Raw genomic sequence first — 24,044 nt, 5'->3', positions numbered from 1 at the left:
GGATCATTCAGGAGATGCGCTTGATGTGACGTTCTGTTCCTGCTCTTTGATAAAGCTTTGGTAGTAGTCATAGAGCTGATAGCGGCGATATGTCTCGGCCAGTGTGCCGTTGCGGATCAGCTTCACCATCTCTTGATCCCAGAGTTGTTGTAGCCGGCCACCCTGCTCTGTGTCGGCAAAAATGGGGTAGGTCGGGATCCAGCGTAAAAAAACGTGGTACATGCTGGTGGGGGCGGCATCGGTGGAATGAAGTACCCCGGCAGTCAGGTAATAGCGATAACGCCCTTTGTCGAGCAGCTGCAGGGCTATCTCGTCACTGTCGATTTCATGCCACTGCATGGCGACCGGGAGATATTTTTCCAGCGCCCATCCCCGTCGCCACAGCACGGTTTGTCCCTGCAGGCTGATCTCCCCTTGCCACTGTGGTTGCCACCGCTTGAGCATCACTACGGTCAGATCATCAGCCGAGGCGGGATGTTCAGGTTGCCGCACACCCTTGACCTCGTCCCGATAGACGCTCATGGCCATATCGCCTTCTTGCCTGGCTATCATGGCGACGGCGCGTTTGTAGGGCACGATATGGGGCACGATCTGATAGCCGTGAGGTTGGTAGATGATTCGCACCAGATCGAGATAAATTCCTTTGCCATCCGGTTGGCAAAAGTCTGGCCAGTCATCGCAATAGACATCAATAGATGCTGCGCGGCAGTTAAAAGAGCCACAGAGACAACAGAGCAACAGGCAGGCGATGCGCAACATGGTCAGGGCAGGCCTTGTGTGAGTGGAAAACCGGATAGCCTGATTTATACCATGGCATCTATTGTGGTGATGCGGAGAAAAAATCTCTCATCTTCATTTTGCGACAGGGTCGAGGGTTATTTGCAGTCGGATCGCTATGATCGAGTAAAGATTCAATAGCACCCCAATCAGTAGAGGAGACTGCATTATGCCATCCATTAAAACTCTGCTCTGTCCGGTCGATTTTTCCCAAATGTCTCGTGCGGTACTCGACTATGCCGTGTTTATGGCGCAGAGCCATCAGGCCCAGCTCAAGCTGATCCACGTGGTTGATCAACTGCACGGTTTTGACAGCTACAAAATTCTGCATATGACCGCAGTGGAAATTACCCATGAGATGGAGCGTCAGGCCAAAGCCCAGCTCAAAGAGCTGGTGGCGACGCTGCCGATCCCTGCCACCTTTGAGATTCGCTTTGGCCGTGCCGCCGACGAGATCGTCATTCAAGCCAAAGATGATGAGGTGGATCTGATCGTGATGGGCAGCCACGGCCGCTCCGGTATTAGCCATCTGCTGGTCGGTAGCGTTGCCGAATCTGTGGTGCGCCATGCACCCTGCCCGGTACTGGTGGTGCGCCAATAACGCGCCCCGTTTAGTGTGACAAGCGTAATAAACAAGGCCAGCGATTGCTGGCCTTGCGTTTTCTGGCGCTGTGCCCGTTAGCCGTGGGCGTAGATGACACTGCCACCCTTGATGGTGTCGATGATGGCCCGGGCCTGCTCCTTGGGCAGGGCGGGGCAACCCCAGCTGCGGCCGAGCTTGTCATATTTGCGCAGATGGGTCGGGCTGGCATAGGTGGCGCCGTGCACCACGATGGCGCGTTTGCGGGCATTGCTGTTTTTGCCGGGGGTGAGGCCGTCCAGCCGCAGAGAGTAGCCATGCTTGCCCAGATAGGTTTCAGCGGTGCGATAGACGCCGAGGGAGCTTTGTCGGGAGTTGAGCTGGTTGGAAAAGCGCTCTGCGGCCAGCTCACCCGAGTTGCGGCCATGACTGACCCAGGTGTGATAAAGCAGCTTGTGGCGTTTCATGTCGATGACAAACAGCCTGCGCTGGGTAGACGGCTTGCTGTAATCGATGATGGTGAGAATAGATTTGCGCTTGTGGCGCACGGTTTGATAACTGTTGAGTGCTTGGCGAAAGGTCTGTTTATCCAGCTTGCCTGCCAGACCCAGCTGACGATAGAGACTCTGATCCCAGCTGGCATCTGCCGTGCTGCTCCAGATGAGCGACATCCACAGCAGTGGCAACAGCAGCCACTCGCTTTGCCAGCCTCTGTTCCCGCGAACTTGCATCATCCGTGAATATCTCCTTTTGTACTCCCTGCCAACCACGCGGATACGACAGCCAATCCGCTTGATAGTTATATGCAAGGTGTTGAAAAGGGGCAATAAAAAAACCGGCCGCAGAGCGGCCGGAAGTAATTCAAACAGTAGACATTGGTATTACAGGGTATAACTGACTTCCAATTGCTTAGAAGTTGTACTGCAGAGCCACACCAACTACGTCGTCAGTGTTCTGGCCCAGCTTGCTGGTACCGGAAACAGCGCCGTCATCCAGCAGGTTCAGCTTGTAATCAACGTAGGCGTTGAAGTTGTTGGTGAAGTTGTACCAAGCACCGATAGATACGTACTCGGTGTAGGTATCATCGATATTGTTAGCAGTATCTTTTACATCAGTGCGCAGGTAAGCCAGAGAAGGCTTGAACTTGCCGATGGTGTACTGGGCTACAGCTTCGTAACCGTCGTGCTTCTCGGCGTAGCCGTTGTTCACGAACAGGTGGTTCTCACCGTGGGAGTAGGTTGCAGCCAGGTAGAGGTCGCCAGTTGCATATTTGGCGCCGAAGCCCATCAGCTTGGCATCTTTGTCGCCACCGAAGGCGGCATAGCGAGCTTGCTCGTCGGTCTTGCCAGCCTGGTTATAGGCAGCAGACAGACCCAGACCCATATCGAAATCATAGGAAGCAGCTACGGCAAAGCCTTCTTTAGAACCTTTAGTGTTCCAAGTAGTATCCGGTTTGATCGGGGTGCTGCTAAAGCTCTTATCGATGGCGCTACGGTCAGCATTCTGCGGATCGTTGTTGCCGGTGAACTGGGCACCCAGGGTCAGGCCATTCTGGTTGAACATGTACTTGGCAACACCGTTGGTGCGGCCGGTACCGAATACTTCGGTGCCTTTACCCAGGCCGTCACCGCCCCACTCTGGCAGAACGTCGGTGTAGTCGTTCACGATGGCAAACAGACCATCCTGACGACCGTAGCTGAATGCGCCGAAACGGTCGTGCTTGATGCCAGCGTAGGCATAACGCAGCTCGTCGTTGTCAGAACCGGAGGTCGGCAGGTTGTACTCGGCAAAACCGAATGCTTTCATCTCGGGGGCAATTTTGGTCTCACCGCGCATATTGACACGGAAATAGCTCTGATCACCTTCGGAGCCATTGTCGTCAGTACCGTAGTACATACCCTGAGCACGGCCGCCGATTTCCAGCTTGGTATCGTTCTGGTTGTAGACGGTAGCAGCATGGGCGCCACTGGCCAGCAGCAGGCTGGAGATGGCGATAGTCAGTGCAGACTTCTTCATATGCTTTATTCCTCTGATGTAAGCACTTGGACCTGTACCGGTCCTTGTTGATGTGTGATCGGATTAGAGCCGATGGGGACAAGGTAGAGCTATTAACCTTGACTGGAGCTGAATCAGCGGTGGGTTAATCGCTGATGAGTTTGTTGTTATTACCAAAGTGCAAGCCCCTTCACATACCGTCACGCCAAGTAACGCTGTTTTTTCAGGCAGAGGCACCACAAGCTCCTGTGTGGTTACCGGGCGTTTTTCAATGTGTTAGCGGTTTGGGTGGGCAGCCAAGGTCAGTGGGATCGTCGTGACACCTGATGAACCTTTCGGTTTACAGGCGGCCAGTGAAGCCGATGGCGATCACTGGCTCAATGAAGAGCGCCCTCTGAGTTTGCCGGTTCACAAGGCCGCAAAGGCATGAACTCACTCCTGCCAGATGGGATCGACTGCCATGCGCGCCAGCAGAAAGTCGAGGAAGCTGCGCAGCAGCGGCGACATCTGTTTGCGGGTGGCATACACCCCGTAGACGCCGAGCCGCTTGGGTTGCCAGTCAGTCAGCAGGGGTACCAGCTCCCCCCGCTCCAGATAGGGCTGGGCCGAGTAGCGGGGCTGCAGGCTGATCCCGGCGCCTTCCAGCGTCGCCTCCAGCAACAGGTTGGAGATATTGGCGCTCAGGTTGCCGCTGACCGGCACTGACTCGGGGCCATCTGGGCCATTGAACTCCCACAGGCTCTTGCCGAAGTAGGTGTAGGTGAGGCAGTTATGCAGCGCCAGATCCTGCACTTTGTGCGGCATCGGATGGCGAGCCAGATAGGCCGGACTGGCACAGACCACCGAGTGGCAGGTGCCGAGACGGCGCGCCACCAGATTGGGGTCGAGGTCATTGGTGATGCGCACCGCCAGGTCGATCCGCTCCTCCACCAGATTGACGGTTCTATCGAGCAGCAGGATGTCGATGGCCGTCCCCGGGTATTGCGCCAGATAGTCGTTGGCGGCTCCGACCAACAAGGCTTCCGACAGGGAGTAGCTGCTGGTGATCCTGAGCTGCCCTTTGGGGGCGTCATCGCCCTTCACGGCGATCTGCTCCATCTCCTCTCCGAGCGCCAGCATGGCGCGGGCCCGGTTCAGCGCCTCCTCTCCCGGCCCGGTCATGCTCAAGCGCCGAGTGGTTCGGTGCAGCAGGCGGGCACCCATCCAGCTCTCCAGCTCGGCCAGATAGCGCGACACCATGGCGCGCGACATATCCAGTTTATCTCCGGCGCCGCTCAGGCTCCCTTGTTCGACTACGCTGACGAAGACCCGCAATGCGGTCAGTCGATCCATGTATGGCTCTCTATATGTTCGATATGTGCAACAGTGATGTGCTTTTTATGCTGTATTTGCACCCTAAATGATCCAATACACTGTGTCCATCAAATGAACCCCCGAATACTTAATGAGGAATAGATGATGAACAACACCCTGATCCGCAACCTGACTCTGGCTACCACCCTGCTCAGTGGCGCCGCACTGGCCGCCCCCCTGAGCGTGACCGTCTACAACCCTGGCGAGAAGGCGATCTTCCCGGTCTCCTCCTCACTGGTGACCGGTGACAAAGAGGCAATCCTGATCGATGCCCAGTTCGACGTGCAAAATGGCCAGGCGCTGGTCGACATGATCAAGAAGAGCGGCAAGAAGCTGACCACTGTTTATATCAGTGCCGGTGACCCCGACTTCTACTTCGGTCTGGAGCCTGTCATGGCTGCGTTCCCAGATGTCAAAGTGCTGGCCGACCAGCATGTGGTTGACCACATCAACCAGACCAAGGATGCCAAGCTGAGCTACTGGAGCCCGATCCTCGGCAAGGGCGCACCGAAGAGCCTGACCGTGCCGCAAGTGATGACTGCCAGCCATCTGACGTTGGATGGTGAGAAGATTGAAATCAAAGAGATGAACACCCCGAATGCCTACCTCTGGGCCCCTTCCATCAAGACTGCTTTTGGTGGGGTGCCTGTCTACCACGGGGTGCATGTCTGGATGGCCGACAGCCAGACCAAAGCAGCCCGCAGCAACTGGGTCAAGGCGCTGGACAGCCTGCTGGCCCTGAAACCCGAGCGCGTGGTACCGGGCCACTTCCTGGGGACCGCGCCCAAAGGCACTGCCGCTGTGACCTTTACCCGTGACTATGTAGAGCGTTTCGAGCAGGAGCTGGCCAAGGCGAAAAACTCCGGTGAGCTGATTGAGGCTCTGAAGAAGGCCTACCCGGCGCTGCCGGTTGATGATGGTCTGGCCATCGGTGCCAAGGTCAATACCGGCGAGATGAAGTGGTAAGCCACTGAGCCTGCTCTCCCTGTGTTTTTTTACCGGGCCTCAGTGCCCGGTTTTTTATCCAAGATTGAAGTGAGAATGACGATGAACGCACAGCAAACCACCCTCCATTATGTCTATGACCCGCTCTGTGGCTGGTGCTACGGTGCAGCTCCTCTGCTGCAGGTGGCAGCCACCATTGACGGACTCAAGATCGAGCTGCATGCGGGCGGCCTTTGGCTGGGCAGCCGCCGTCAGCCGATGGGCGAGGCATTGCGTGATTATGTGCGTCCCCACGATCAGCGGATCGAAGCGCTGACCGGCCAGCATTTTGGCGAGCGCTACTTCAACGAACTGCTGCTGCAGGAAGGGTGTCTGCTGGACTCCGAGCCGCCGATCCGTGGGGTTTTGGCTGTCACGGCACTGGGGGGGAATGGTCTGGCGATGTTGCACCGGATCCAGCAATCCCACTATCGGGACGGGATCTGGATTGGTGAGCCGGCGTTTCTCGCCCCCCTGGCGGCAGAGCAGGGGATTGCTGCCGAGGCATTCCAGCAAGCCTATCTGCAGGCCCCTTTGCTGCAACATCTGGCAGATAGCCAGGGCTGGATGAAACAGCTGGGCGGTCAGGGCTATCCCACCCTTGGGCTGCTGCACAACGGTCGAATGACCTCTGTTCGTGTTGCCGATTTTCTGGGTGATCCCGATGGTCTGCGTGCACATCTGCTGGCGCTGATGAAATAACGGCTGTTGTTTGAACTGTGGGAGGCTTCAGGAAACGAGCCTTGGGCCGATAGCCAAGCATGCACAGAAACGATATGAAATCCTTCCGTTTTCTGTGCGCAGGCTATGCTCTATATGACCATTCCCGGAGGATGTCACGGGAGTGAAGACCCATTTCAAGGAAGCCCTCATATGTTCAAAAACATGTCTATCGGCCAGAAGTTGAGCGCCGGATTTGCCATTCTGGCCGTGCTTGTTCTGGGGTTGGCCTGGTTCTCCAGCAGCCAGTTGGCTCGGCTCTACAGTGATACCGACACTATTGCCAGCAACTTGCTGCCATCTACCCGTTTGGCTAGCCAGATGCATGTCGCTGTGCTGGACGCGCGCCGTTCAGAGTTAGCCCAGGTGATCGGCAGCTTGAATAAAGATATGCAAGAGGTGAGCGATCGTACCGCTACCTTCAACAAGGCCAAACAGGAGTTCGATCAGGCCGCCCAGAAATATGGGGCTTTGCCATTCAGTACGGCCGAAGAGAAGCAGGTCTATGAACAGGTGGTCGCAGCAGGTGCCAAGTATTTTGCGGTGCATGAAGAGTTGATGAGCGCTTTTACAGCAGGCGATTTGGAACGGGTCAGAAGTTTGCGCAAAAACGAAACCCGGGTCGCACTGGAGGAGGTGGGAGCAAAATCCTATCGCCTGCGGGAAATCAATAACGAGATTGCGGCCCAGATGACAAAAGATGTGGAGGCGCTCTACAGCAGTGCCAGAACCATGAGCGTCATCGTCAGTCTGGTGACGCTGGGTTTTGTTGTGGCCATTGCCTGGCTGCTGACAGGTCAGATCCGCAACCCCGTGATGGCGTTACTGGAACAGACCCGTCGGGTCTCCTCTGGTGATCTCACCTCCCGTATCGACATGCAACAGTTCAACAATGATGAACTGGGAACCCTTGCCAAAGGATTTGGCGAGATGCAGGACAATTTGCGTGCCCTGGTCAGTGAGGTTTCCGGGTCTGTGGTGCAACTGAGCTCTGCCGCCGAGGAGATGAGTTCGGTGGCCCGTCAGTCGGCCAGTAACATGAGTGCCCAGCAACACGAGCTGAACCAGTTGGCCACGGCAATGAACGAGATGCAGGCCACGGTGCAGGAGGTCTCGCGCAACACCAGCGATGCCGCCAGTGCCGCCACCTCGGCCAGCGAAACCGCAGAGATTGGTGCCAAGACGGTGAACGACTCCATCTTGCGGATCGAACGCGTCGCTGGTGCCATCGAGAGTACTGCTGTGGTGATCCGTCAGTTGGGGGATGACAGCCGCAATATCGGCATGGTGCTGGAAGTGATCCGCGGTATTGCTGAACAGACCAACCTGCTGGCGCTCAACGCCGCCATCGAGGCCGCTCGGGCCGGTGAGCAGGGGCGCGGCTTTGCGGTGGTCGCTGATGAAGTGCGCACTCTGGCCAAACGGACCCAGGACTCCACCTCCCAGATCAACACCATCATTGCCGAGCTGCAGCAGCGTGCCGAACAGGCAGGCACTACCATGCTGCAGAGTCAGGAGCTGATGAATACCACAGTCTCTACCGCGCGGGAAGCGGGGGCATCCATCTCCCAGATCAGTGGCTCGGTCAGCAGCATCTCGCATATGAACATCCAGATTGCGACTGCTACCGAAGAGCAGGGTGCGGTGAGTGAGGAGCTCAACCGCAACGTGGTCAATATCAGCCATGCCTCTGAAGAGGTGGCAGCCGGTGCCAATCAGATGTCTCAGGCATGCAACGAGCTGAACCATTTGGCGACTCAGTTGCAGGAGATGGTGCGTCGTTTCAGGGTGTAATCCATCAGTTAGTCAAACAGCCCGGTTGCCGCGAGGTGATCGGGCTGTTGCTATTTGGGGCGTGACGGGGGAGTCAGGTCTGGGGGTGATGACTTGTCCTGCAAGGCGATATTGTGCATGCTGATGGCCCATTTCCAGGCAGGACTCTTGCTGTATGAATCTTCGCGATCTCGAATATCTGGTGGCGCTGGATGAGGAAAAACATTTTCGCAAAGCCGCCGAGCGCTGTTTTGTCAGTCAACCAACCCTGAGCGGTCAGCTACAAAAACTGGAAAATGAGCTCGGGGTGATCCTGATCGAACGTACCTCACGCAAGGTGTTGTTCACCCCGGCGGGTGACGCCATGGCTCATCAGGCGCGCCGGGTGCTCAAGGAGGTGCGCGAGCTCAAAAGTATCGGCCAGCACTTCTCCGAACCGATGTCTGGGGAGATCCACATCGGTTTCATCCCGACCGTGGGCCCCTATCTGTTGCCCCGCATCATTCAGACCCTCCGTGAGCGTTTTCCCCAACTGGAGTTTTACCTCTACGAGGAGCAGACCCAGGCCCTGTTAAAGAAGCTGGAAGAGGGCGAACTGGATTGCGTCATTCTGGCGGAGATGCCGGGGATGGAGGGGTTTGGTTCAATCCAGCTCTATCACGAGCCGATGTGGCTGGCGGTGCCTTGCCATCATCCCGAAGCACAGGCCAAGCAGGTGCCGCTCGGCAATCTCAAGGGCAAAAAATTGCTGATGTTGGCGGATGGGCACTGCTTGCGGGATCAGGCGATGGGATTCTGTTTTGCCGGCGGTATCGGGGAGGATCAGCGCTTCAAGGGCACCAGTCTGGAGACCCTGCGCAACATGGTGGCGGCTGGCAGTGGCATGACGCTGGTGCCAAAGCTGGCAGTACCAGCCGATCATGATGAGGGGGGGGTGAGCTATCGGCCGGTGGTCGACCCGGTGCCGGGGCGCACCATCTCGCTGCTCTATCGCCACTACTCGGTACGTCGCCCCTGCTTCAACGAGCTGGCTGCCTCGATAGCTACGTTGATGACCAAGCAGTTGGCCCAATAAACAAAATCGGCAGCCTTGGCTGCCGGTTTTGTCTCTGCCGCGAGGGCGGGCTTAGAAGATATCGTCGGTGGAGACGGGCCCTTCCACATCAGGGTTGTCACCGCCATAGACCTGATTGCCATCCGAGCTGGGCGCGGCGTAGCGGGTCGGCTCGGTACCTTCCTTGAAGTATTCGTCGCTGCCGCCACCGGTCGCCAGCAGGCCGGTTTCGCTGTCAACTTTCACCGTCATTATCCCTTCGGGAACTGGCATCTTGTGCTCGGGCAGTGTCTTGAGGGCGACTTTCATGAAGTCGATCCAGATAGGCTGCGCGGCGCCACCGCCAAATTCGGCACGGCCAAGGCCACGCTGGTGGTTGTCAAAACCGATCCAGGAGGTGGCGACTATGTCCGGGGTATAGCCGGAGAACCAGGCATCCCGTGATTCGTTGGTGGTACCGGTTTTACCGGAAATGTCGTGACGTTTCAGGTCGCGGGCTGCCCGCCAGCCAGTACCACGCCAGCCATTGCCACCCCAGATGGCCGTGCTCAGGGTATCGGTGATCAAAAATGAGCTTTGGGCACTGATGGTATGGGGAGCAATGGTTGGTGCGAGCGGGGTCCGCGAACCATCTTGCTGCGCAGTGTTATCAGCCGTTGCTGGTTGTTGCATGGTCTCCTGCTCGGGCATCACCTGCTGTTCGCAGGTGGTGCAGGCAATGACAGGATTAGCCTGATAGAGGGTGTTCTCCTGGCTGTCGGTGACCTTGTCGATAAAATAAGGGGTCACCAGGAAGCCACCGTTGGCCAGGACCGAGTAACCGCGAACCACCTCTAGCGGGGTGAACTCGGCTGCACCGAGTGCCAGCGATTCATGGGGCGAGATAAAGTTGCGTGGAAAGCCAAAGCGGGTCAGCCCATCGATATAGGTATCCAGCCCGATGGCGCGCATCAGACGTACCGACATCACGTTCTTGGACTTTGCCAGACCAAGGCGCAGCGGGGTTGGCCCATCATAGACGGCCGGTGAGTTCTTTGGCTGCCACATCGGACCTTTTGACGGGTCCCACTGGTTGATGGGGGCATCGTTGATAAGAGATGCCAGGGTGTAGCCATGCTCCAGCGCGGTGGCATAGAGGAACGGTTTGATGTTGGAACCGATCTGGCGACGGGCCTGATCAACCCGGTTGAATTTGGAGAGCTCGAAGCTGAAACCACCCACCACTGCTTCCAGCGCGCCATTTTTCGGGTTCATGGCAACCAACGCGGCGTTAACGTCGGGCACTTGCGCCAGCAGCAGATTTTCACCTTCTGCTCTTACCCAAATCTGGGCACCGACTTTCAGCACATCGCGCGCCGATTTGGGCGCATAGCTTTGGCGGTCATCGGTGATAAATGAGCGAGCCCATTTGATGCCGTCCCAACCCAGCTCCGCTTCTTTGCCATTCTTGAGTACCAGCGTGGCGTTGCGATCACCCAGTTTGGTGACGACCGCCGCCATCAGCGGATCATAAGTGGGTTGCTTGCCAAGGTGAGCCACGATCTGCTCGTAATCCCAGCTGGGTTCACCCGCTTTCCACAGCTGTGCTGTTGGGCCGCGATAACCGTGGCGCATGTCGTAGGCAAAGATGCCATCCAACAGTGCCTGTCTGGCTGCCCGCTGACGTTCAGCACTCACAGTGGTGTAGATGTGAATGCCCATTGTGTAGGCATCCTCTCCAAACTGCTCCAGCATTTTTTGCCGCACCATCTCGCCAAGATAGGGAGCGTGGAGGGTCACTTCAGCGCCGTGGAAACGGGCCTTGATGGGCATTTTTGAGGCTTCGTCAAACTGGGCTTGGGTGATCTTGCCGGTTTCCAGCATCCGGCCCAGCACCACGTTGCGACGCGCAAAGGCGCGCTCGGGAGAGCGGATCGGGTTGAGCATGGATGGCGCTTTAGGCAGTCCGGCGATAATGGCGATCTCGTCCAGCTCCAGATCCTTGACCTCTTTACCGAAGTAAACCTGAGCCGCAGCACCGATACCAAAGGAGCGGTAACCAAGCGGGATTTTGTTGAGATACAGCTCAAGGATCTCGTTTTTGGTGAGGTTTTGCTCTATGCGCCACGCCAGGAATACTTCCTTGACCTTACGAATGATGGTTTTTTCGTTACTCAGAAAGAAGTTACGGGCAACCTGCTGGGTAATGGTACTGGCACCCTGACGGGCATGACCGGAGACGGCCCATACTGATGCAGCACGGATGATACCAATCGGATCTATGCCGGGGTGCTCATAGAAGCGTGCATCTTCAGTCGCCAGTACGGCATCGATCATCGGTTGTGGAATTTCGTCCAGACGCAACGGAATACGACGAATTTCGCCATATTGGGCGATCAATTCCCCATCGCGACTGTAAACCCGCATAGGGGTCGCCAGCTTGACATCACGCAGTGCGGTGACATCAGGAAGTTGGGGTTTGATATAGAAGTAGATACCGATGAGGCTGGCAACACCCAGCGCAGCACCTAGCATCATGACAATAAACAGGCGAACGAGCCATTTCAGCATGGAAGAACTACCAATCGTCTTAAAATTAGCCAACGGGCGCAGAGTATAGCCCTTTTGCCATCGGGAATTCGAGGTTTTCCTGTGGCAAGCCACCCACCTCAAAATGAGGCGAAAGGTTAGCACTACGGGCCGCAATAACCAAGGATGGCCACCCGGCACCAAGAAAGCGAACCAGGTCACTTTTCGGTATAAACTTTATGACATTGATAGATAGAGCATTTAGGATGAGTGAAGGACTCTTCTGATTGTGTGTCCTACACTCAGTATGAGTAAAAAAAACCCAATAACGCATGGATGTGTATATGTTTGGGCTATTCAATAAGGGTTCTCTTTTGCCGCTGGTGGGAATTGACTTTGGCAGTCAGACCATCAAGGCCGTCACTCTCAGTGGGCGCCCTGGCAAACTACATCTCGAATCGGTTGCCGATATCCCTACACCCAAAGGGACGCTGGTCGATTATCAATTGCAAGATATCGAGCGAGTCAGCCAATCTCTCAAAACCCTCAAACGCTTGATCGCTGGCAACAGTGAATATGCCGCCACCGCGGTGACGGGTTCCAACGTGATCACCAAAGTTATCCAGACCGATGCTCGTCTTGGCGACAAGGAGCTGGAGAATCAGGTGCAGTTGGAAGCTGAGCAGATCATCCCTTTCCCCATCGATGAAGTGAGCCTCGATTTTGAGGTACTTGGCCCCACGCTCAATAATGATGACCGTCAGGATGTCTTGCTAAGTGCCGCTCGGACCGAAAGCGTCAACGGCAGGGTAAGTGCCCTGGCCGAGGCGGGCATGGTGGTCAAGGTGGTTGATGTGGGGGCCCATGCGCTGGGTCGTGCCGTGGTCACTTGTTTGCCTGAATTACAGATCAGTGAGCGGCCTGTCGGGGTGATCGATATCGGGGCCAGCGCCATGACATTTGCGGCGTTGATCAAAGGGGAAGTGATCTACTCCCGTCTGCAGAATTTTGGTGGCGATCAATATAGTCAGGCGCTCTCCTCCTTTTACGGCATGACTCTGGACGATGCTGAACAGGCTAAAACCAAGGGGACCTTGCCGGTCGATCATGAGCTGGATGTGCTGATGCCCCATATCAATTTATTGCTGCAGCAAGTACGCCGTAATATCCAGCTTTTTTGCAGTTCGTCCGGTTATCGCGAATTATCGACACTGGTACTGACCGGTGGTGGCAGTTTGCTGCCCGGCTTGGTGGTGCAGGTCAAGGAAGAGGTGAATTGCGAGGTGCTGCATCCGGATCTGTTCGCGTTATTTGGCAAACCGAAAGGTGAGGCCGAGCTGAGCCATGGCGCCAGGTACATGACGGCATTCGGGTTGGCTCTGAGGAGTTTCACACCATGTCAAATATAAACCTATTACCTTGGCGTGAAGCCAGGGCGCAGCGGCAGAAAAAACAGTTTGGTGCCTTACTGGGGGTGTTTGTTCTGGTGACGGTGGCGTTGGGGTTCTTCGCCGACTGGTTGGTTGAGCGCGAGATCAGTACCCAGCAACAGCGTAATCAGCGACTGGTGCAGGAGATGGCTATTCTGGATGCCCAACTGGGTGAAATTCGCCTGCTAAAAGAGCGCCGTAAGGAGCTTATTGATAGAATGGAGCTTATCGAATTATTACAGTTGCGCCGTAATGTCCCTGTTCGCCTCTTTAATCAGCTTCCTGAGCTGGTGCCAAATGGCGTGTATCTCAATACCCTTGCCATGCAGAGCAATACCATTGATGTCAACGGCAAGACCGAAGCCTATGGCCGGGTGGCGAGCATGATGCGGCGGATCGATGCCTCCGGCTGGTTGGGACAGTCGAAGATAAGTACTATTTTTGCAGCCGATGTTGCACCCGTGTCCCTGAGCCAGTTTTCCATGATGTTCCTGATCGCTAACAACGCTGCGGTTTCAGCGGATGTGGCCAAGGAGAACCAATGAATCTTCAGCAACTTAACGAGCTGGATTTAAATGACATAACCAGCTGGCCAAAATGGGCAAAGGGGATCTTTATTCTGTTTTGCTGCGTGCTGAGCGGAGGAGCCATTTATCACTATGTGATCGCCAATTCGCTGACCAGGTTAACTCAGGAAACCGGTAAGGAGACTGAGCTGAAAGGGCAGTTTGAAAGTAAAGCCATGCTGGCAGCAAATCTGGGGGCCTACAAGGCGCAAATGATCAAGCTGGAACAGATGGTTGATACCCAGCTCAAGCAGTTACCCAATACCCATGAAGTGGCCGGTCTATTGGACGACATGAGTTTCATCGCTACTGATAATGGCTTGAAATTGAACAGGATAAACTGGGAGCCGGAACTCAAACACGAGTTTTCGACCGAGCTCCCGATGCGCATTGAAGTAGTGGGAAGTTATCATGAAATTGGCAAATTCACCGCAGACATGGCCGCCTTGCCCCGTATTGTGATCCTCGACTCTTTCACTCTGGGCCAAAACAAGGAGTCGGGAGACCTGATTTCAATGTCGATGCTGGCCAAGACCTACAAGTACAACGGTAAAACTGTGGAGCCGAAACAATGAAACGCAGCTGCTGGTTGTTACCTGCCCTCCTGCTGGCGGCGTGTGGTGGCCAGGAGGATATGGATGCTTATGTGGCACAGGTCAAGGCTAGACCCCCCATCCCTATCGAACCCTTGCCCGAACTTAAGCCTTTTTCTCCTATGAGCTATCAGCAGCGAGAGCTGCGCAGCCCTTTTATGATGCCGCAGCCAGAGGCAAGCGTCGGGAGTGACAGCACTGCCAAACTGAAGCCTGATTGCGCTCAGACTGTGATGGAGAGGGAAAAAGAAGTGTTGGAGAGCTACTCGCTTGCCAGTTTGTCGATGCAAGGTTCGCTAGGTAAAAAAGGTCAGTTGTGGGCATTGGTCCGGACGCCGGATGGTCAGTCGATGCGGGTTGGGCTTAATCAATACATGGGGCTGGATCAGGGCAGGGTTATCAAGATCACCGACACTGCCGTGGATTTGCTAGAAACCATCCCGGACGGGAAGGGGTGCTGGGTCACAAGAGAAACCCAGTTGGCCATGGCCAATGTGCAAGAAAAACAATAATCAGGGACGAACAGCAATGAGAACAACAATAGAGAGTGTATCCAAAGTGGCTTTGCTGTTTTGCGCCAGCGCCTTCAGTCAGGTGTGGGCAGTGGCAACCCTGCAGGAGATCAAGGTCAATCCATTGCTGGCTGATCAGTTGCAGCTGGAGCTCAGTTTCAGTGAGCCGGTCACAGGCTTTACCGATCGTCTCTCTTATCAACCCAACCAACTGTTATTGCATGTACCAGGGGCTGTGGGTGCGTTGAAGGTCAACCCGCTGCCGATCCAGCGTCAGGGGGTCGATAATATCAAGGTGGAAGGGAAGGGGGCTGGTCTTGATATCAAGATAGCCCTCGATCAACTGGCACCTTATCAGGTTCAGCAACAAGGCAATAAACTGCTGGTCTCGTTAGGTGAGGGGGCATCCTCTTCTTTGATCAACAACGAGAGTGCCTTGATCGCACCATCTGCAGTGACTCCCGCCGCGATGCCTGTTGTGGCACCCTCTGCCCTTATTAATTCACAAGTTGTTGCAAAGTCGATGCCTGTTGCCTCGACATCTGCCCCTGTTGTGCTTCCCGCCAGCAAGCCGGTCCTGAATAACTACCAGAGCAGTGGCAGTGGCGCCTATTTCAATACCGTTACAGGGGTCGATTTTCGTCGTGGCAAGGATGGCCAGGGGGAGTTTTTGGTGACGCTTGATAACAGCTCTGCTGCTGTTGATGTGAGCAGTCGTGGCCAAACGGTATTGGCCAAATTTCATGGTACCCGTGTACCGGATAGTTTGCTTAATCTCATCAATGTGCAAGATTTTGCCACCCCGGTATCCCAGGTTGAAGTCTTTCGGCAGGGCAGTGACACGCTGTTTGAATTGTCGATCAATGGCCAGTTTGATTATCGTTATGATCAGGCCGACAAACTGTTGATTATCGAGGTAAAAAAGCGCACCGCAGCTACCGCCGCGAAGCAGTATCAAGGTAAACCCATCTCATTGAACTTCCAAGATATTCCAGTTCGAACCGTGTTGCAGTTGATTGCCGATTTTAACAACCTGAACCTGGTGACGACCGATTCGGTGTCTGGGAACATCACCCTGCGTCTGGATGGGGTACCCTGGGAGCAGGCACTCGATATTATTTTGAAGGTACGTGGTCTGGACAAGCGGTTGGATAACAACATCCTGCTGGTGGCTCCTGCGGAGGAGATTGCGACCCGCGAGAAGCAGCAACTGGAGAGCCGTAATCAGGTCGCCGATCTGGCTCAGCTGTATACCGAGTATCTGCAAATAAACTACGCCAAGGCCACGGAAGTGGCAGCCTTGCTCTCCTCCCAAAGCACCAAACTGCTGTCTCCCCGTGGTGCAGTGAGTGTGGATGAGCGAACTAACGTGTTGGTGGTCAAGGACACTGCCGATGTCATCAGCAGCATCAAGCGGATGCTCGATATTCTCGACATTCCGGTTAAACAGGTGGTCATCGAGGCGAGAATGGTCACTATTGATGACGGCTTTGACGAGGCGCTCGGGGTCCGTTGGGGGGTGACCAAGAACGATGGTCATGGCAACAGTACCTCCGGCTCGATCGAGGGAAATGATGGCTCAGGTAACGGTACAGGCACAAACACCAAGCCAACCGTCGATGATCGGATGAACGTTAACCTGCCGGTCACCAATGCAGCTGGTACCCTGGCCTTCCAGGTCGCTCGTCTGGCTGATGGGACTTTGCTGGATCTTGAATTGTCGGCACTGGAAAAAGAGAGTAAGGCCGAGATTATCGCCAGTCCGCGCGTGACCACGGCGAACCAGAAACCGGCGTTGATCGAGCAGGGCACCGAGATCCCCTATGTGGAATCGTCATCCAGTGGTGCAACGTCAGTGACTTTCAAGAAAGCGGTGCTGAGCTTGAAAGTTACGCCGCAAATCACCCCCGATAACCGGGTTATTCTCGATCTGACCGTCACTCAGGATACCAAGGGGGAAACTGTGCCAACCGGTACCGGAGATGCTGTCTCTATCAATGCCCAGTCCATCACCACTCAGGTATTGGTCAACAACGGTGAGACGCTGGTGCTTGGTGGCATCTATCAGCAAACCATCAAGAGTGATGTGACCAAGGTGCCATTGCTGGGTGATATCCCCGGATTGGGAGCGCTGTTTCGCAAGACCACCAGTGAGAACAAAAAGCGGGAATTGCTGATATTTGTAACGCCGCGGATCGTCACTGACGCCTTTTGAATGCTTTACATGTGAGGGTAAAACACATATAACCTTACGCCCCAATGAGGCAGGGGCGTGAGGGCTGCGGTTGCCAGTCCCGATTTCTATTGAGATAATCCCCCTCCTGATCCATCGCAAGATAAGGTTCATAGGTACCCCGAACGAGTTGTTTTCGGGGTCGTACAGTTTGTAATTACTAACGAAAAGACATGGCTGAGAAACGCAATATATTCCTGATAGGTCCCATGGGTGCGGGCAAGAGCACCATAGGTAGACATCTGGCAGAACAACTGCATATGGAGTTTTTCGACTCAGATCATGAGATTGAGCGCCGTAGTGGTGCCGATATCGGCTGGGTGTTCGATGTTGAAGGCGAAGAAGGGTTCCGGATCCGCGAAGAGAAGGTCATAGGTGACCTTTCAGAACAGCAGGGGATCGTGCTGGCAACGGGTGGCGGTGCCATCAAGAGTCGTGAAACACGCAATAAACTCTCTGCTCGCGGTATCGTGGTATACCTCGAAACCACCATTGAAAAGCAGTTGGCGCGCACACAGCGAGACAAACGCCGCCCTCTGCTACAGACCGAAGAGCCGCCGCGCGAAGTGCTGGAGCGTTTGGCACAAGAGCGTAATGCCCTCTATCAAGAAGTGGCTGACTTTGTCATCCAGACTGATGATCAGAGTGCAAAAATCGTTGCCAATCAAATTGTAAAGCTGATCGGTATGTAATCTAGAGGACGTCCATGGAACGGTTGAAGGTCGAACTGGGTGAACGCAGCTATCCCATCGAGATAGTTGCGGGGTTGTTGCAGCGTCCCGAGGTGCTGGCATCGACTATCAAGGGCAAGCGAGTCATGATCGTTACCAATTCGGTAGTGGCTCCGCTTTATCTTGAACGGGTAACTGCACTGCTGTCCGGATTTCAGGTGGAACACCTGGTGTTGCCGGACGGCGAGGCATACAAAAACCTGGCGACCTTTGAGCAGATCATGTCTGCTCTGCTTGAAACTAACCATGGGCGTGATACCACCTTGATCGCTTTGGGGGGCGGGGTGATTGGTGATCTGGTGGGCTTTGCGGCAGCAAGCTATCAACGTGGCATTCCTTTTATCCAGATCCCGACCACCCTGCTTTCCCAAGTCGACTCTTCTGTTGGCGGCAAGACTGCTGTTAATCACCCGCTCGGCAAGAACATGATTGGTGCTTTTTACCAGCCCAAACAGGTTGTTATTGATACCGAGTGTCTGACTACCTTACCTGCCCGCGAATTTGCCGCGGGGATGGCCGAGGTGATCAAGTACGGCATCATTTGGGATGCTGATTTCTTCAGCTGGCTGGAGCAGAACATGGTGCGTCTGCAACAGTTGGAACCTGCCGCGCTGGCTTATGCCATCAAACGCTGCTGTGAAATCAAAGCCGACGTCGTCGCTCAGGATGAGACCGAGCACGGTGTGCGCGCGCTACTCAATCTTGGCCACACTTTTGGTCATGCTATCGAAGCCGAACAGGGTTATGGCAACTGGCTGCACGGTGAGGCGGTATCAGCCGGCACCATGCTGGCTGCCTGGACTGCACAGGCCCGTGGCGATATGAGCGAAGCGGACGTTGCGCGGGTTCGCGCCCTGTTGCTCGCCGCCAATTTGCCCATTCAGGCCCCTGCCGAGATGGATTTTGCCGCCTTCATTCGCCATATGCGTCGTGACAAAAAAGTGTTGGCAGGCAAGCTGCGTCTGGTGTTGCCGGTCGGTATCGGTCATGCCAAGGTGGTCGCCGATGTATCTGATGCTGAACTATTGGCGGTGATTGAGTCTGGTCGTGACGAATAAACTGCTTAACCTTCCTTCCCAGCGGCAGCTGGCTGATCGGCTGCTGCATCTGATTGAGTTCAATCACCCCTTTATATTTCTTTCCGGTAAGGCTGGCAGTGGTCGAGGCACCTTGTGTGAATCCCTGCTTGGCAAGTTGCCGGAAAAAGTACGGGTGGTGAGCCTGATCGGCACGCCCGCCATGAAGATGGTGGATGTGCGCCAATTGTTGTTGCCACAAGTGGTGGCGCGGCCGCTGTTCAACCCACAGGATGCGCTGGCGGAGAGCTTCTTTCGCATGCTGGAGGGGGCCAAACCGGCCACCTTGCTGCTGATGATCGAACGTGCCGATCAATTACCGGCCGAGTTGCCTGCGGAACTGTGGGCGATCAGCCGACACAATGACACCCTGGCCATGCCGCATCAGCTGGCCATTTTGGTGTCAGGTAGCGATAGCTGGTGCCGTGATCAGAAGTCGCAGCTGAAAGGGCGTGCCATGCCGGCCCTTGAGCTGGAAGTGTCGCCACTGAGCCCGCCCGAGCAGCGCATCTTCTTGTATGAGAAAGCCAAAGAGCTCAAGATCCCGGCGACCCTCTTGCCCAAGTTGACCGTGGAAGAGATTCTGAAAACGGCGAATGGGCATCCGTCCACCATCATGCAGTTATTGGAGGATATCATGACCGACAGAAGACCCAAGAAGCGTCAGGCAGAGTTGCCTGTCAAGAAAATAGCTGTCTCCATTGCGGTGGTAGCCGGTGGGTTGCTGGGGTTGAGTTATCTGCTGCCGGCGCTATTTGACGGGGCAAGCAAGCCCGCGCTGCAGGACCCGGCACAGAGCACTGCCCTGCCTGTTGCTGTATCGGGGGAAGATCCTCTCACCGTTGGCAATGCGCAAGGGGCGAATGTGACCCAAGGTGTTGACAGCCGCCCGGCGAGCAATCCGAATGGTGTGGTAAAGGATTGGCAGCCGGAAGGTAAAGTGCTGCCAAAGTCGGTCGAAAATGAAGGCCTGACCACCGAATCCGGTAATTACGAAGGGCGTCGGGTGGTGATCTCTGACGAAGTCGTGCAAAAGCTGATGACCGAGCCCAAGGTGAGTGGCGCACTGCCCACTGATGTGGTCGACCAGCTGACTGGCAAGAGCCCGAGTGGTATGTCTGCCAGTGGTGCTGTGGCCGCCACGTTGCCAGTCAATCCCGTGGTGAATCCCCCCGCGCAGAATGCTGCTCGTGTAGCGACGCCCCCCGTGGCAACAGCGGCCCCCGTCGCCAGTGAGCCTGCGGCGGTAGCAGCCCCCCAAGTGGCGTTGACCCCTGTCGCAACCCTGACTCAAAAACCGCGTAATCATTACAGCATCCAGCTAATGGGGGCGAGCAACACCAAGGCGGTGGATCAGTTTGTCGCCGAGCATGGTTTGGCGGGCAAGGTGTGGGTCTATCAGACCAAATTCCGCGGTAGCCCCTGGTATGTGGTGCTACAAGGGGATTATGCCGGGCTGAATCCGGCCAAGAGTGCCATTCGCAAGCTCTCCCCTGCCTTGCTCAAAGGTCAGCCCTGGCCCAAGTCATTTGCCCAGATACAAAAAGAGTTGAAGCAATAGCCTTGATACCAAATAAGGGGGTAGAATCGTCCCCCTTTTTGGTTCTTGCCTTCTTACACACCGGATTTCCATGAAGAAAACACGCGCTTTTTTAAAATGGGCCGGGGGAAAATACTCCCTGGTTGAAGAGATCGCCGAGCGTCTGCCCGCCGGGCGTGTGTTGCTGGAGCCTTTCGTCGGTGCCGGGTCTGTGTTCCTCAACACGGATTACGATGCGTATGTGCTCAATGACATCAATCCGGATCTGATCTGTCTTTATAACCATCTCAAACTGACGCCAGATCGCTTCATCGCTGAAGCTCGCAAGCTGTTCGTGGCAGAGAACAATCACAAAGCGGCCTACTATCGGTTGCGCATTCAGTTTAATCAGACCGAAGCGACCTTCGATCGCGCACTGCTGTTTCTGTTTCTCAACCGACACGGTTTCAACGGGTTGTGCCGTTATAACAAGAAAGGGGGCTTCAACGTCCCGTTCGGTTCTTACAAAAAACCCTACTTCCCGGAAAAAGAGCTGTGGGCTTTTGCCGAGAAGGCGCAAAAGGCGACCTTTATCTGTGAAAGTTATGCCGATGCGATCAAGCGTGCCGAAGAGGACTGGGTGATTTATTGCGATCCTCCTTACGTGCCGCTATCGACCACCGCCAGCTTCACCAGCTATGCGGCGGGTGGTTTTACCCTGGATGATCAGGCTGTACTTGCCCGTCTGGCGCGCCATACGGCGGCAGAAAAGGGGGTGCCGGTGCTGATCAGCAACCACGATATCGAACTGACCCGGGAGCTCTATCGCGGCGCCCGTCTCGACGAGATCCTGGTCAAGCGCACCATCAGCCGTAATGGCGGCACCCGCAACAAGGTGGCCGAGTTGCTGGCGCTCTATCCCCCCGGCATCGAGCCGGAGCAGGGGTTCTACCCCAGCGATAGCGAACTGTTGCCACTGGCGTAACACTTCAAACGGCACTCAAGGGTGCCGTTTTTTGTGGGTGGCTTGCCCGTGTCCCGATGCGCCGGAGCGCGGGCGGGACGGGGTCGCTGGCCTATTGCCCCATTTCCCCCGCATTCGAGTCGTGTTCGCCTGCCTTTTACGTTAAAATTGCGCCGCTTTTTCTCCCTGGCTGCCAATGGATGATGCTGATGAAAGACTTTCTGATTGCCCCCTCGATCCTCTCTGCCGATTTTGCCCGTCTGGGTGACGATGTAGCCAAGGTGCTGGCTGCCGGTGCCGACGTGGTTCACTTTGACGTGATGGACAACCACTATGTTCCCAACCTGACTATCGGCCCCATGGTCTGTCAGGCGCTGCGTGACTACGGTATCGAGGCCCCCATCGACGTGCACCTGATGGTCAAGCCGGTGGATCGCATCATTCCAGATTTTGCCAAGGCGGGTGCCTCCCTGATCACCTTCCACCCGGAAGCGTCCGATCACCTCGATCGCTCCCTGAGCCTCATCAAGGAGATGGGCTGCCAGGCGGGTCTGGTGTTCAACCCTGCGACCTCCCTCTCCTGCCTGGAGTATGTGATGGACAAGCTGGACGTGATCCTGCTGATGTCGGTCAATCCGGGCTTCGGTGGCCAGAGCTTCATCCCCGGCACCCTCGACAAGCTGCGTCAGGTGCGCCGTCTGATCGACGAGAGCGGCCGTGACATCCGTCTCGAGATCGATGGCGGGGTCAAGGTCGACAACATTCGCGAGATCGCCGAAGCGGGCGCCGACATGTTTGTCGCCGGTTCTGCCATTTTCAGCCAGCCTGACTACAAGGCGGTGATCGACAAGATGCGTGCGGAGCTGGCTCATGTCACACGCTGAGCGCGCATTTGACCTGGTGCTGTTCGATCTGGATGGCACCCTCATTGACAGCGCCGCCCAGCTGGCGCTGGCGGTCAATCTGACCCTGACTGATCTGGATTTGGCGCAGGCCGACGAAGCCGTGATCCGTACCTGGGTCGGTAACGGGGCCGACAAGCTGATCCAGCGTGCGCTCGCTTATCGTGCGGCCGATCCCGAGTTGTTTGCCAAGGCCCGCCCCATCTTTTTCCAGCACTACAACGCCTGTCTGCTGCAAGGGCTGGCCATGTATGACGGTGTTGCTCCTAGTCTGCGTCGGCTGCAAAAGCTGGGTTACCAGCAGGCGATAGTCACCAACAAGCCGAGCGATTTTGTTGCTCCCATTCTCGATGCCCTCGGCATCAGCGATTGCTTCGTGCTCTGGCTCGGCGGCAACTGCGTTCCCGTTAAAAAACCCAGCCCGGAGCCACTGCTGTATGCGTGCCGCGAGCTGGGAGTGAGCCCGGCGCGCACCCTGATGGTGGGCGACTCCGAAAATGACGTGCTGGCAGCCCAAGCGGCGGGCATGAAGGTGGTCGGGCTGACTTATGGCTATAACTATGGCCGCCCCATTGCAGACTCCCATCCTGACTGGGTGTTCGAGCAGTTTTCCCAGCTCGACGCACTGTTGGTCTAATCGGGCAACCGGGCTGGCTGAATCACAAGGATTAACACTTTTATGACTAAACCAATTGTATTGAGCGGGGCGCAACCCTCCGGTCAACTGACCATCGGCAACTACATGGGGGCCCTGCGTCAGTGGGTCAACATGCAAGATGAGTACGACTGCCTCTACTGCATCGTTGATCTGCATGCCATTACCACCCGCCAGGATCCGTTGGCACTGCGCAAGGCTTGCCTTGATGCGGCGGCCCTCTATCTGGCGGTCGGTATCGATCCCAAGAAGAGCACCGTCTTCATCCAGTCTCACGTGCCGCAGCACGCCGAGCTGGGCTGGATCCTCAACTGCTACACCCAGATGGGTGAGCTGTCGCGGATGACCCAGTTCAAGGACAAGTCCGCCCGTTTCGAGAACAACGTCAACGTCGGCCTGTTCGGCTATCCGGTGCTGATGGCCGCTGACATTCTGCTCTATCAGGCCAATCAGGTGCCGGTCGGCAACGACCAGAAGCAGCATCTGGAGCTGACTCGTGACATCTGCACCCGTTTCAATAACCTGCATGGTGATGTGTTCACCCTGCCGGAGCCCTTCATTCCGACCGAAGGGGCGCGGGTGATGAGCCTGCAGGATCCGACCAAGAAGATGTCCAAGTCGGATGACAACGAGGCCAACTTCATCGGCCTGCTGGAAGACCCCAAGCAGATCGTCAAGAAGATCAAGCGTGCGGTGACCGACTCTGACGAGCCTGCGGTAGTGCGTTTCGATCCGGAAAACAAACCGGGGGTCTCCAACCTGCTGACCCTGATGTCCGGGGTGACCGGTCGCTCCATCCCCGAGCTGGAGCAGCACTTCGAAGGCAAGATGTACGGCCACCTCAAAACCGAGACCGCCGAAGCCGTGGTCGCGCTGCTGGAGCCCATTCAGGTACGTTTCCACGAGCTGCGCCAGGATGAGGCCCATCTGATCGCGATTCTGGCTGAAGGGGCACAAAAGGCGCGTGAAAGAGCTGAAAAAACCCTGACCAGCGTATATGATGTAGTCGGCTTCGTTCCTCGAGCCTGACATACTGGGAAGGTGTAGTAGAAGGGAGCTGGGTATTTGCCTGGCTTTCTTTATTTTCTACCCGGCTATTTTGTTTAATTTTTTATTTCA

At 55.9% G+C, this 24,044-nt stretch carries 22 protein-coding genes; 17 read left to right on the top strand and 5 right to left on the bottom strand.

Features of this window, described 5'->3' with window-relative positions; all coding sequences use genetic code 11:
- Nucleotides 1–3: 3 nt before the first annotated feature.
- Nucleotides 4–759 carry a hypothetical protein gene (locus CF137_RS19430; RefSeq protein ID WP_139721067.1) on the bottom strand — a complete coding sequence of 252 codons (756 nt, stop codon included), beginning with the start codon at nt 757–759 and terminating at the stop codon, nt 4–6.
- A gap of 187 nt (nt 760–946) precedes the next feature.
- Between CF137_RS19430 and CF137_RS19425 the strand changes: the two genes are divergently transcribed.
- Entirely contained in the window at nt 947–1,378 is a 432-nt protein-coding gene (locus CF137_RS19425; protein ID WP_139693697.1) for a universal stress protein, read from the top strand.
- Between the two features lie 77 nt (nt 1,379–1,455).
- Here CF137_RS19425 and CF137_RS19420 read toward each other — a convergent pair whose 3' ends face one another.
- The 3 genes from CF137_RS19420 to CF137_RS19410 form a co-directional block, all read right to left on the bottom strand.
- Nucleotides 1,456–2,091, bottom strand: a complete 636-nt coding sequence (locus tag CF137_RS19420) for a murein L,D-transpeptidase catalytic domain family protein (protein ID WP_139721065.1) — start codon at nt 2,089–2,091, stop codon at nt 1,456–1,458.
- A gap of 175 nt (nt 2,092–2,266) precedes the next feature.
- Nucleotides 2,267–3,373, bottom strand: a complete 1,107-nt coding sequence (locus CF137_RS19415) for a porin (protein WP_139721063.1) — start codon at nt 3,371–3,373, stop codon at nt 2,267–2,269.
- 411 nt (nt 3,374–3,784) lie between these two features.
- Entirely contained in the window at nt 3,785–4,684 is a 900-nt protein-coding gene (locus CF137_RS19410) for a LysR family transcriptional regulator (RefSeq protein ID WP_139721061.1), read from the bottom strand.
- Between the two features lie 126 nt (nt 4,685–4,810).
- Between CF137_RS19410 and CF137_RS19405 the strand changes: the two genes are divergently transcribed.
- From CF137_RS19405 to oxyR, 4 genes are all read left to right on the top strand, one after another.
- Nucleotides 4,811–5,671 carry a Vmh family MBL fold metallo-hydrolase gene (locus CF137_RS19405; protein WP_139721108.1) on the top strand — a complete coding sequence of 287 codons (861 nt, stop codon included), beginning with the start codon at nt 4,811–4,813 and terminating at the stop codon, nt 5,669–5,671.
- A gap of 75 nt (nt 5,672–5,746) precedes the next feature.
- A complete protein-coding gene (locus tag CF137_RS19400) occupies nt 5,747–6,391 on the top strand; it encodes a DsbA family protein (protein ID WP_139721058.1) in 645 nt (214 codons plus the stop codon).
- 171 nt (nt 6,392–6,562) lie between these two features.
- Nucleotides 6,563–8,203 (top strand): methyl-accepting chemotaxis protein, encoded by a 1,641-nt coding sequence (locus CF137_RS19395; RefSeq protein WP_139721056.1) that lies wholly within the window; start codon nt 6,563–6,565, stop codon nt 8,201–8,203.
- A 154-nt stretch (nt 8,204–8,357) separates the two neighbouring features.
- Nucleotides 8,358–9,257 (top strand): DNA-binding transcriptional regulator OxyR, encoded by a 900-nt coding sequence (gene oxyR, locus CF137_RS19390; protein ID WP_139721053.1) that lies wholly within the window; start codon nt 8,358–8,360, stop codon nt 9,255–9,257.
- Nucleotides 9,258–9,308: 51 nt separating this feature from the next.
- Here oxyR and CF137_RS19385 read toward each other — a convergent pair whose 3' ends face one another.
- Nucleotides 9,309–11,786: a penicillin-binding protein 1A gene (locus tag CF137_RS19385; protein WP_139721051.1), complete on the bottom strand. Its 2,478-nt coding sequence runs from the start codon at nt 11,784–11,786 to the stop codon at nt 9,309–9,311.
- A gap of 302 nt (nt 11,787–12,088) precedes the next feature.
- Here CF137_RS19385 and tapM point away from each other — a divergent pair, with 302 nt between their 5' ends.
- The 12 genes from tapM to trpS all read left to right on the top strand — a co-directional run bounded on the left by tapM (nt 12,089) and on the right by trpS (nt 23,954).
- On the top strand, nt 12,089–13,153 hold the full coding sequence (tapM, locus tag CF137_RS19380; protein WP_162515990.1) for a PilM family type IVa pilus assembly protein TapM: 1,065 nt from the start codon (nt 12,089–12,091) through the stop codon (nt 13,151–13,153).
- Nucleotides 13,141–13,719, top strand: a complete 579-nt coding sequence (tapN, locus tag CF137_RS19375; RefSeq protein WP_139721047.1) for a PilN family type IV pilus biogenesis protein TapN — start codon at nt 13,141–13,143, stop codon at nt 13,717–13,719. The genes tapM and tapN overlap by 13 nt, the downstream gene beginning before the upstream one ends.
- Entirely contained in the window at nt 13,716–14,315 is a 600-nt protein-coding gene (tapO, locus tag CF137_RS19370) for a PilO family type IV pilus biogenesis protein TapO (protein ID WP_101325490.1), read from the top strand. Before tapN ends, tapO begins: the two co-directional genes overlap by 4 nt.
- The gene (locus CF137_RS19365; RefSeq protein WP_068977999.1) at nt 14,312–14,845 is read left to right on the top strand and encodes a pilus assembly protein PilP; all 534 of its coding nucleotides are present in this window, start codon (nt 14,312–14,314) and stop codon (nt 14,843–14,845) included. Before tapO ends, CF137_RS19365 begins: the two co-directional genes overlap by 4 nt.
- A 16-nt stretch (nt 14,846–14,861) precedes the next feature.
- Nucleotides 14,862–17,060 carry a type IV pilus secretin PilQ gene (locus CF137_RS19360; RefSeq protein ID WP_139721045.1) on the top strand — a complete coding sequence of 733 codons (2,199 nt, stop codon included), beginning with the start codon at nt 14,862–14,864 and terminating at the stop codon, nt 17,058–17,060.
- A 191-nt stretch (nt 17,061–17,251) separates the two neighbouring features.
- Nucleotides 17,252–17,770 (top strand): shikimate kinase AroK, encoded by a 519-nt coding sequence (aroK, locus tag CF137_RS19355; RefSeq protein WP_042020402.1) that lies wholly within the window; start codon nt 17,252–17,254, stop codon nt 17,768–17,770.
- 14 nt (nt 17,771–17,784) lie between these two features.
- Nucleotides 17,785–18,867 (top strand): 3-dehydroquinate synthase, encoded by a 1,083-nt coding sequence (gene aroB, locus CF137_RS19350; protein WP_139721043.1) that lies wholly within the window; start codon nt 17,785–17,787, stop codon nt 18,865–18,867.
- A complete protein-coding gene (locus CF137_RS19345; protein WP_139721041.1) occupies nt 18,857–20,446 on the top strand; it encodes an SPOR domain-containing protein in 1,590 nt (529 codons plus the stop codon). The genes aroB and CF137_RS19345 overlap by 11 nt, the downstream gene beginning before the upstream one ends.
- Nucleotides 20,447–20,516: 70 nt before the next feature.
- Nucleotides 20,517–21,389 (top strand): Dam family site-specific DNA-(adenine-N6)-methyltransferase, encoded by an 873-nt coding sequence (locus tag CF137_RS19340; protein ID WP_042020408.1) that lies wholly within the window; start codon nt 20,517–20,519, stop codon nt 21,387–21,389.
- Nucleotides 21,390–21,577: 188 nt separating this feature from the next.
- Nucleotides 21,578–22,252 carry a ribulose-phosphate 3-epimerase gene (gene rpe, locus CF137_RS19335; protein WP_068977995.1) on the top strand — a complete coding sequence of 225 codons (675 nt, stop codon included), beginning with the start codon at nt 21,578–21,580 and terminating at the stop codon, nt 22,250–22,252.
- On the top strand, nt 22,239–22,907 hold the full coding sequence (locus tag CF137_RS19330; protein WP_139721039.1) for a phosphoglycolate phosphatase: 669 nt from the start codon (nt 22,239–22,241) through the stop codon (nt 22,905–22,907). Before rpe ends, CF137_RS19330 begins: the two co-directional genes overlap by 14 nt.
- Nucleotides 22,908–22,949: 42 nt before the next feature.
- A complete protein-coding gene (trpS, locus tag CF137_RS19325) occupies nt 22,950–23,954 on the top strand; it encodes a tryptophan--tRNA ligase (protein WP_139721037.1) in 1,005 nt (334 codons plus the stop codon).
- Nucleotides 23,955–24,044: the final 90 nt, after the last annotated feature.

It is taken from the genome of Aeromonas sobria (assembly GCF_006243315.1).
GTDB lineage: Bacteria > Pseudomonadota > Gammaproteobacteria > Enterobacterales > Aeromonadaceae > Aeromonas > Aeromonas sobria_A.
Note: the sequence above shows the minus strand (reverse complement) of the source record. Positions and strands in the feature narration are given on the sequence as shown.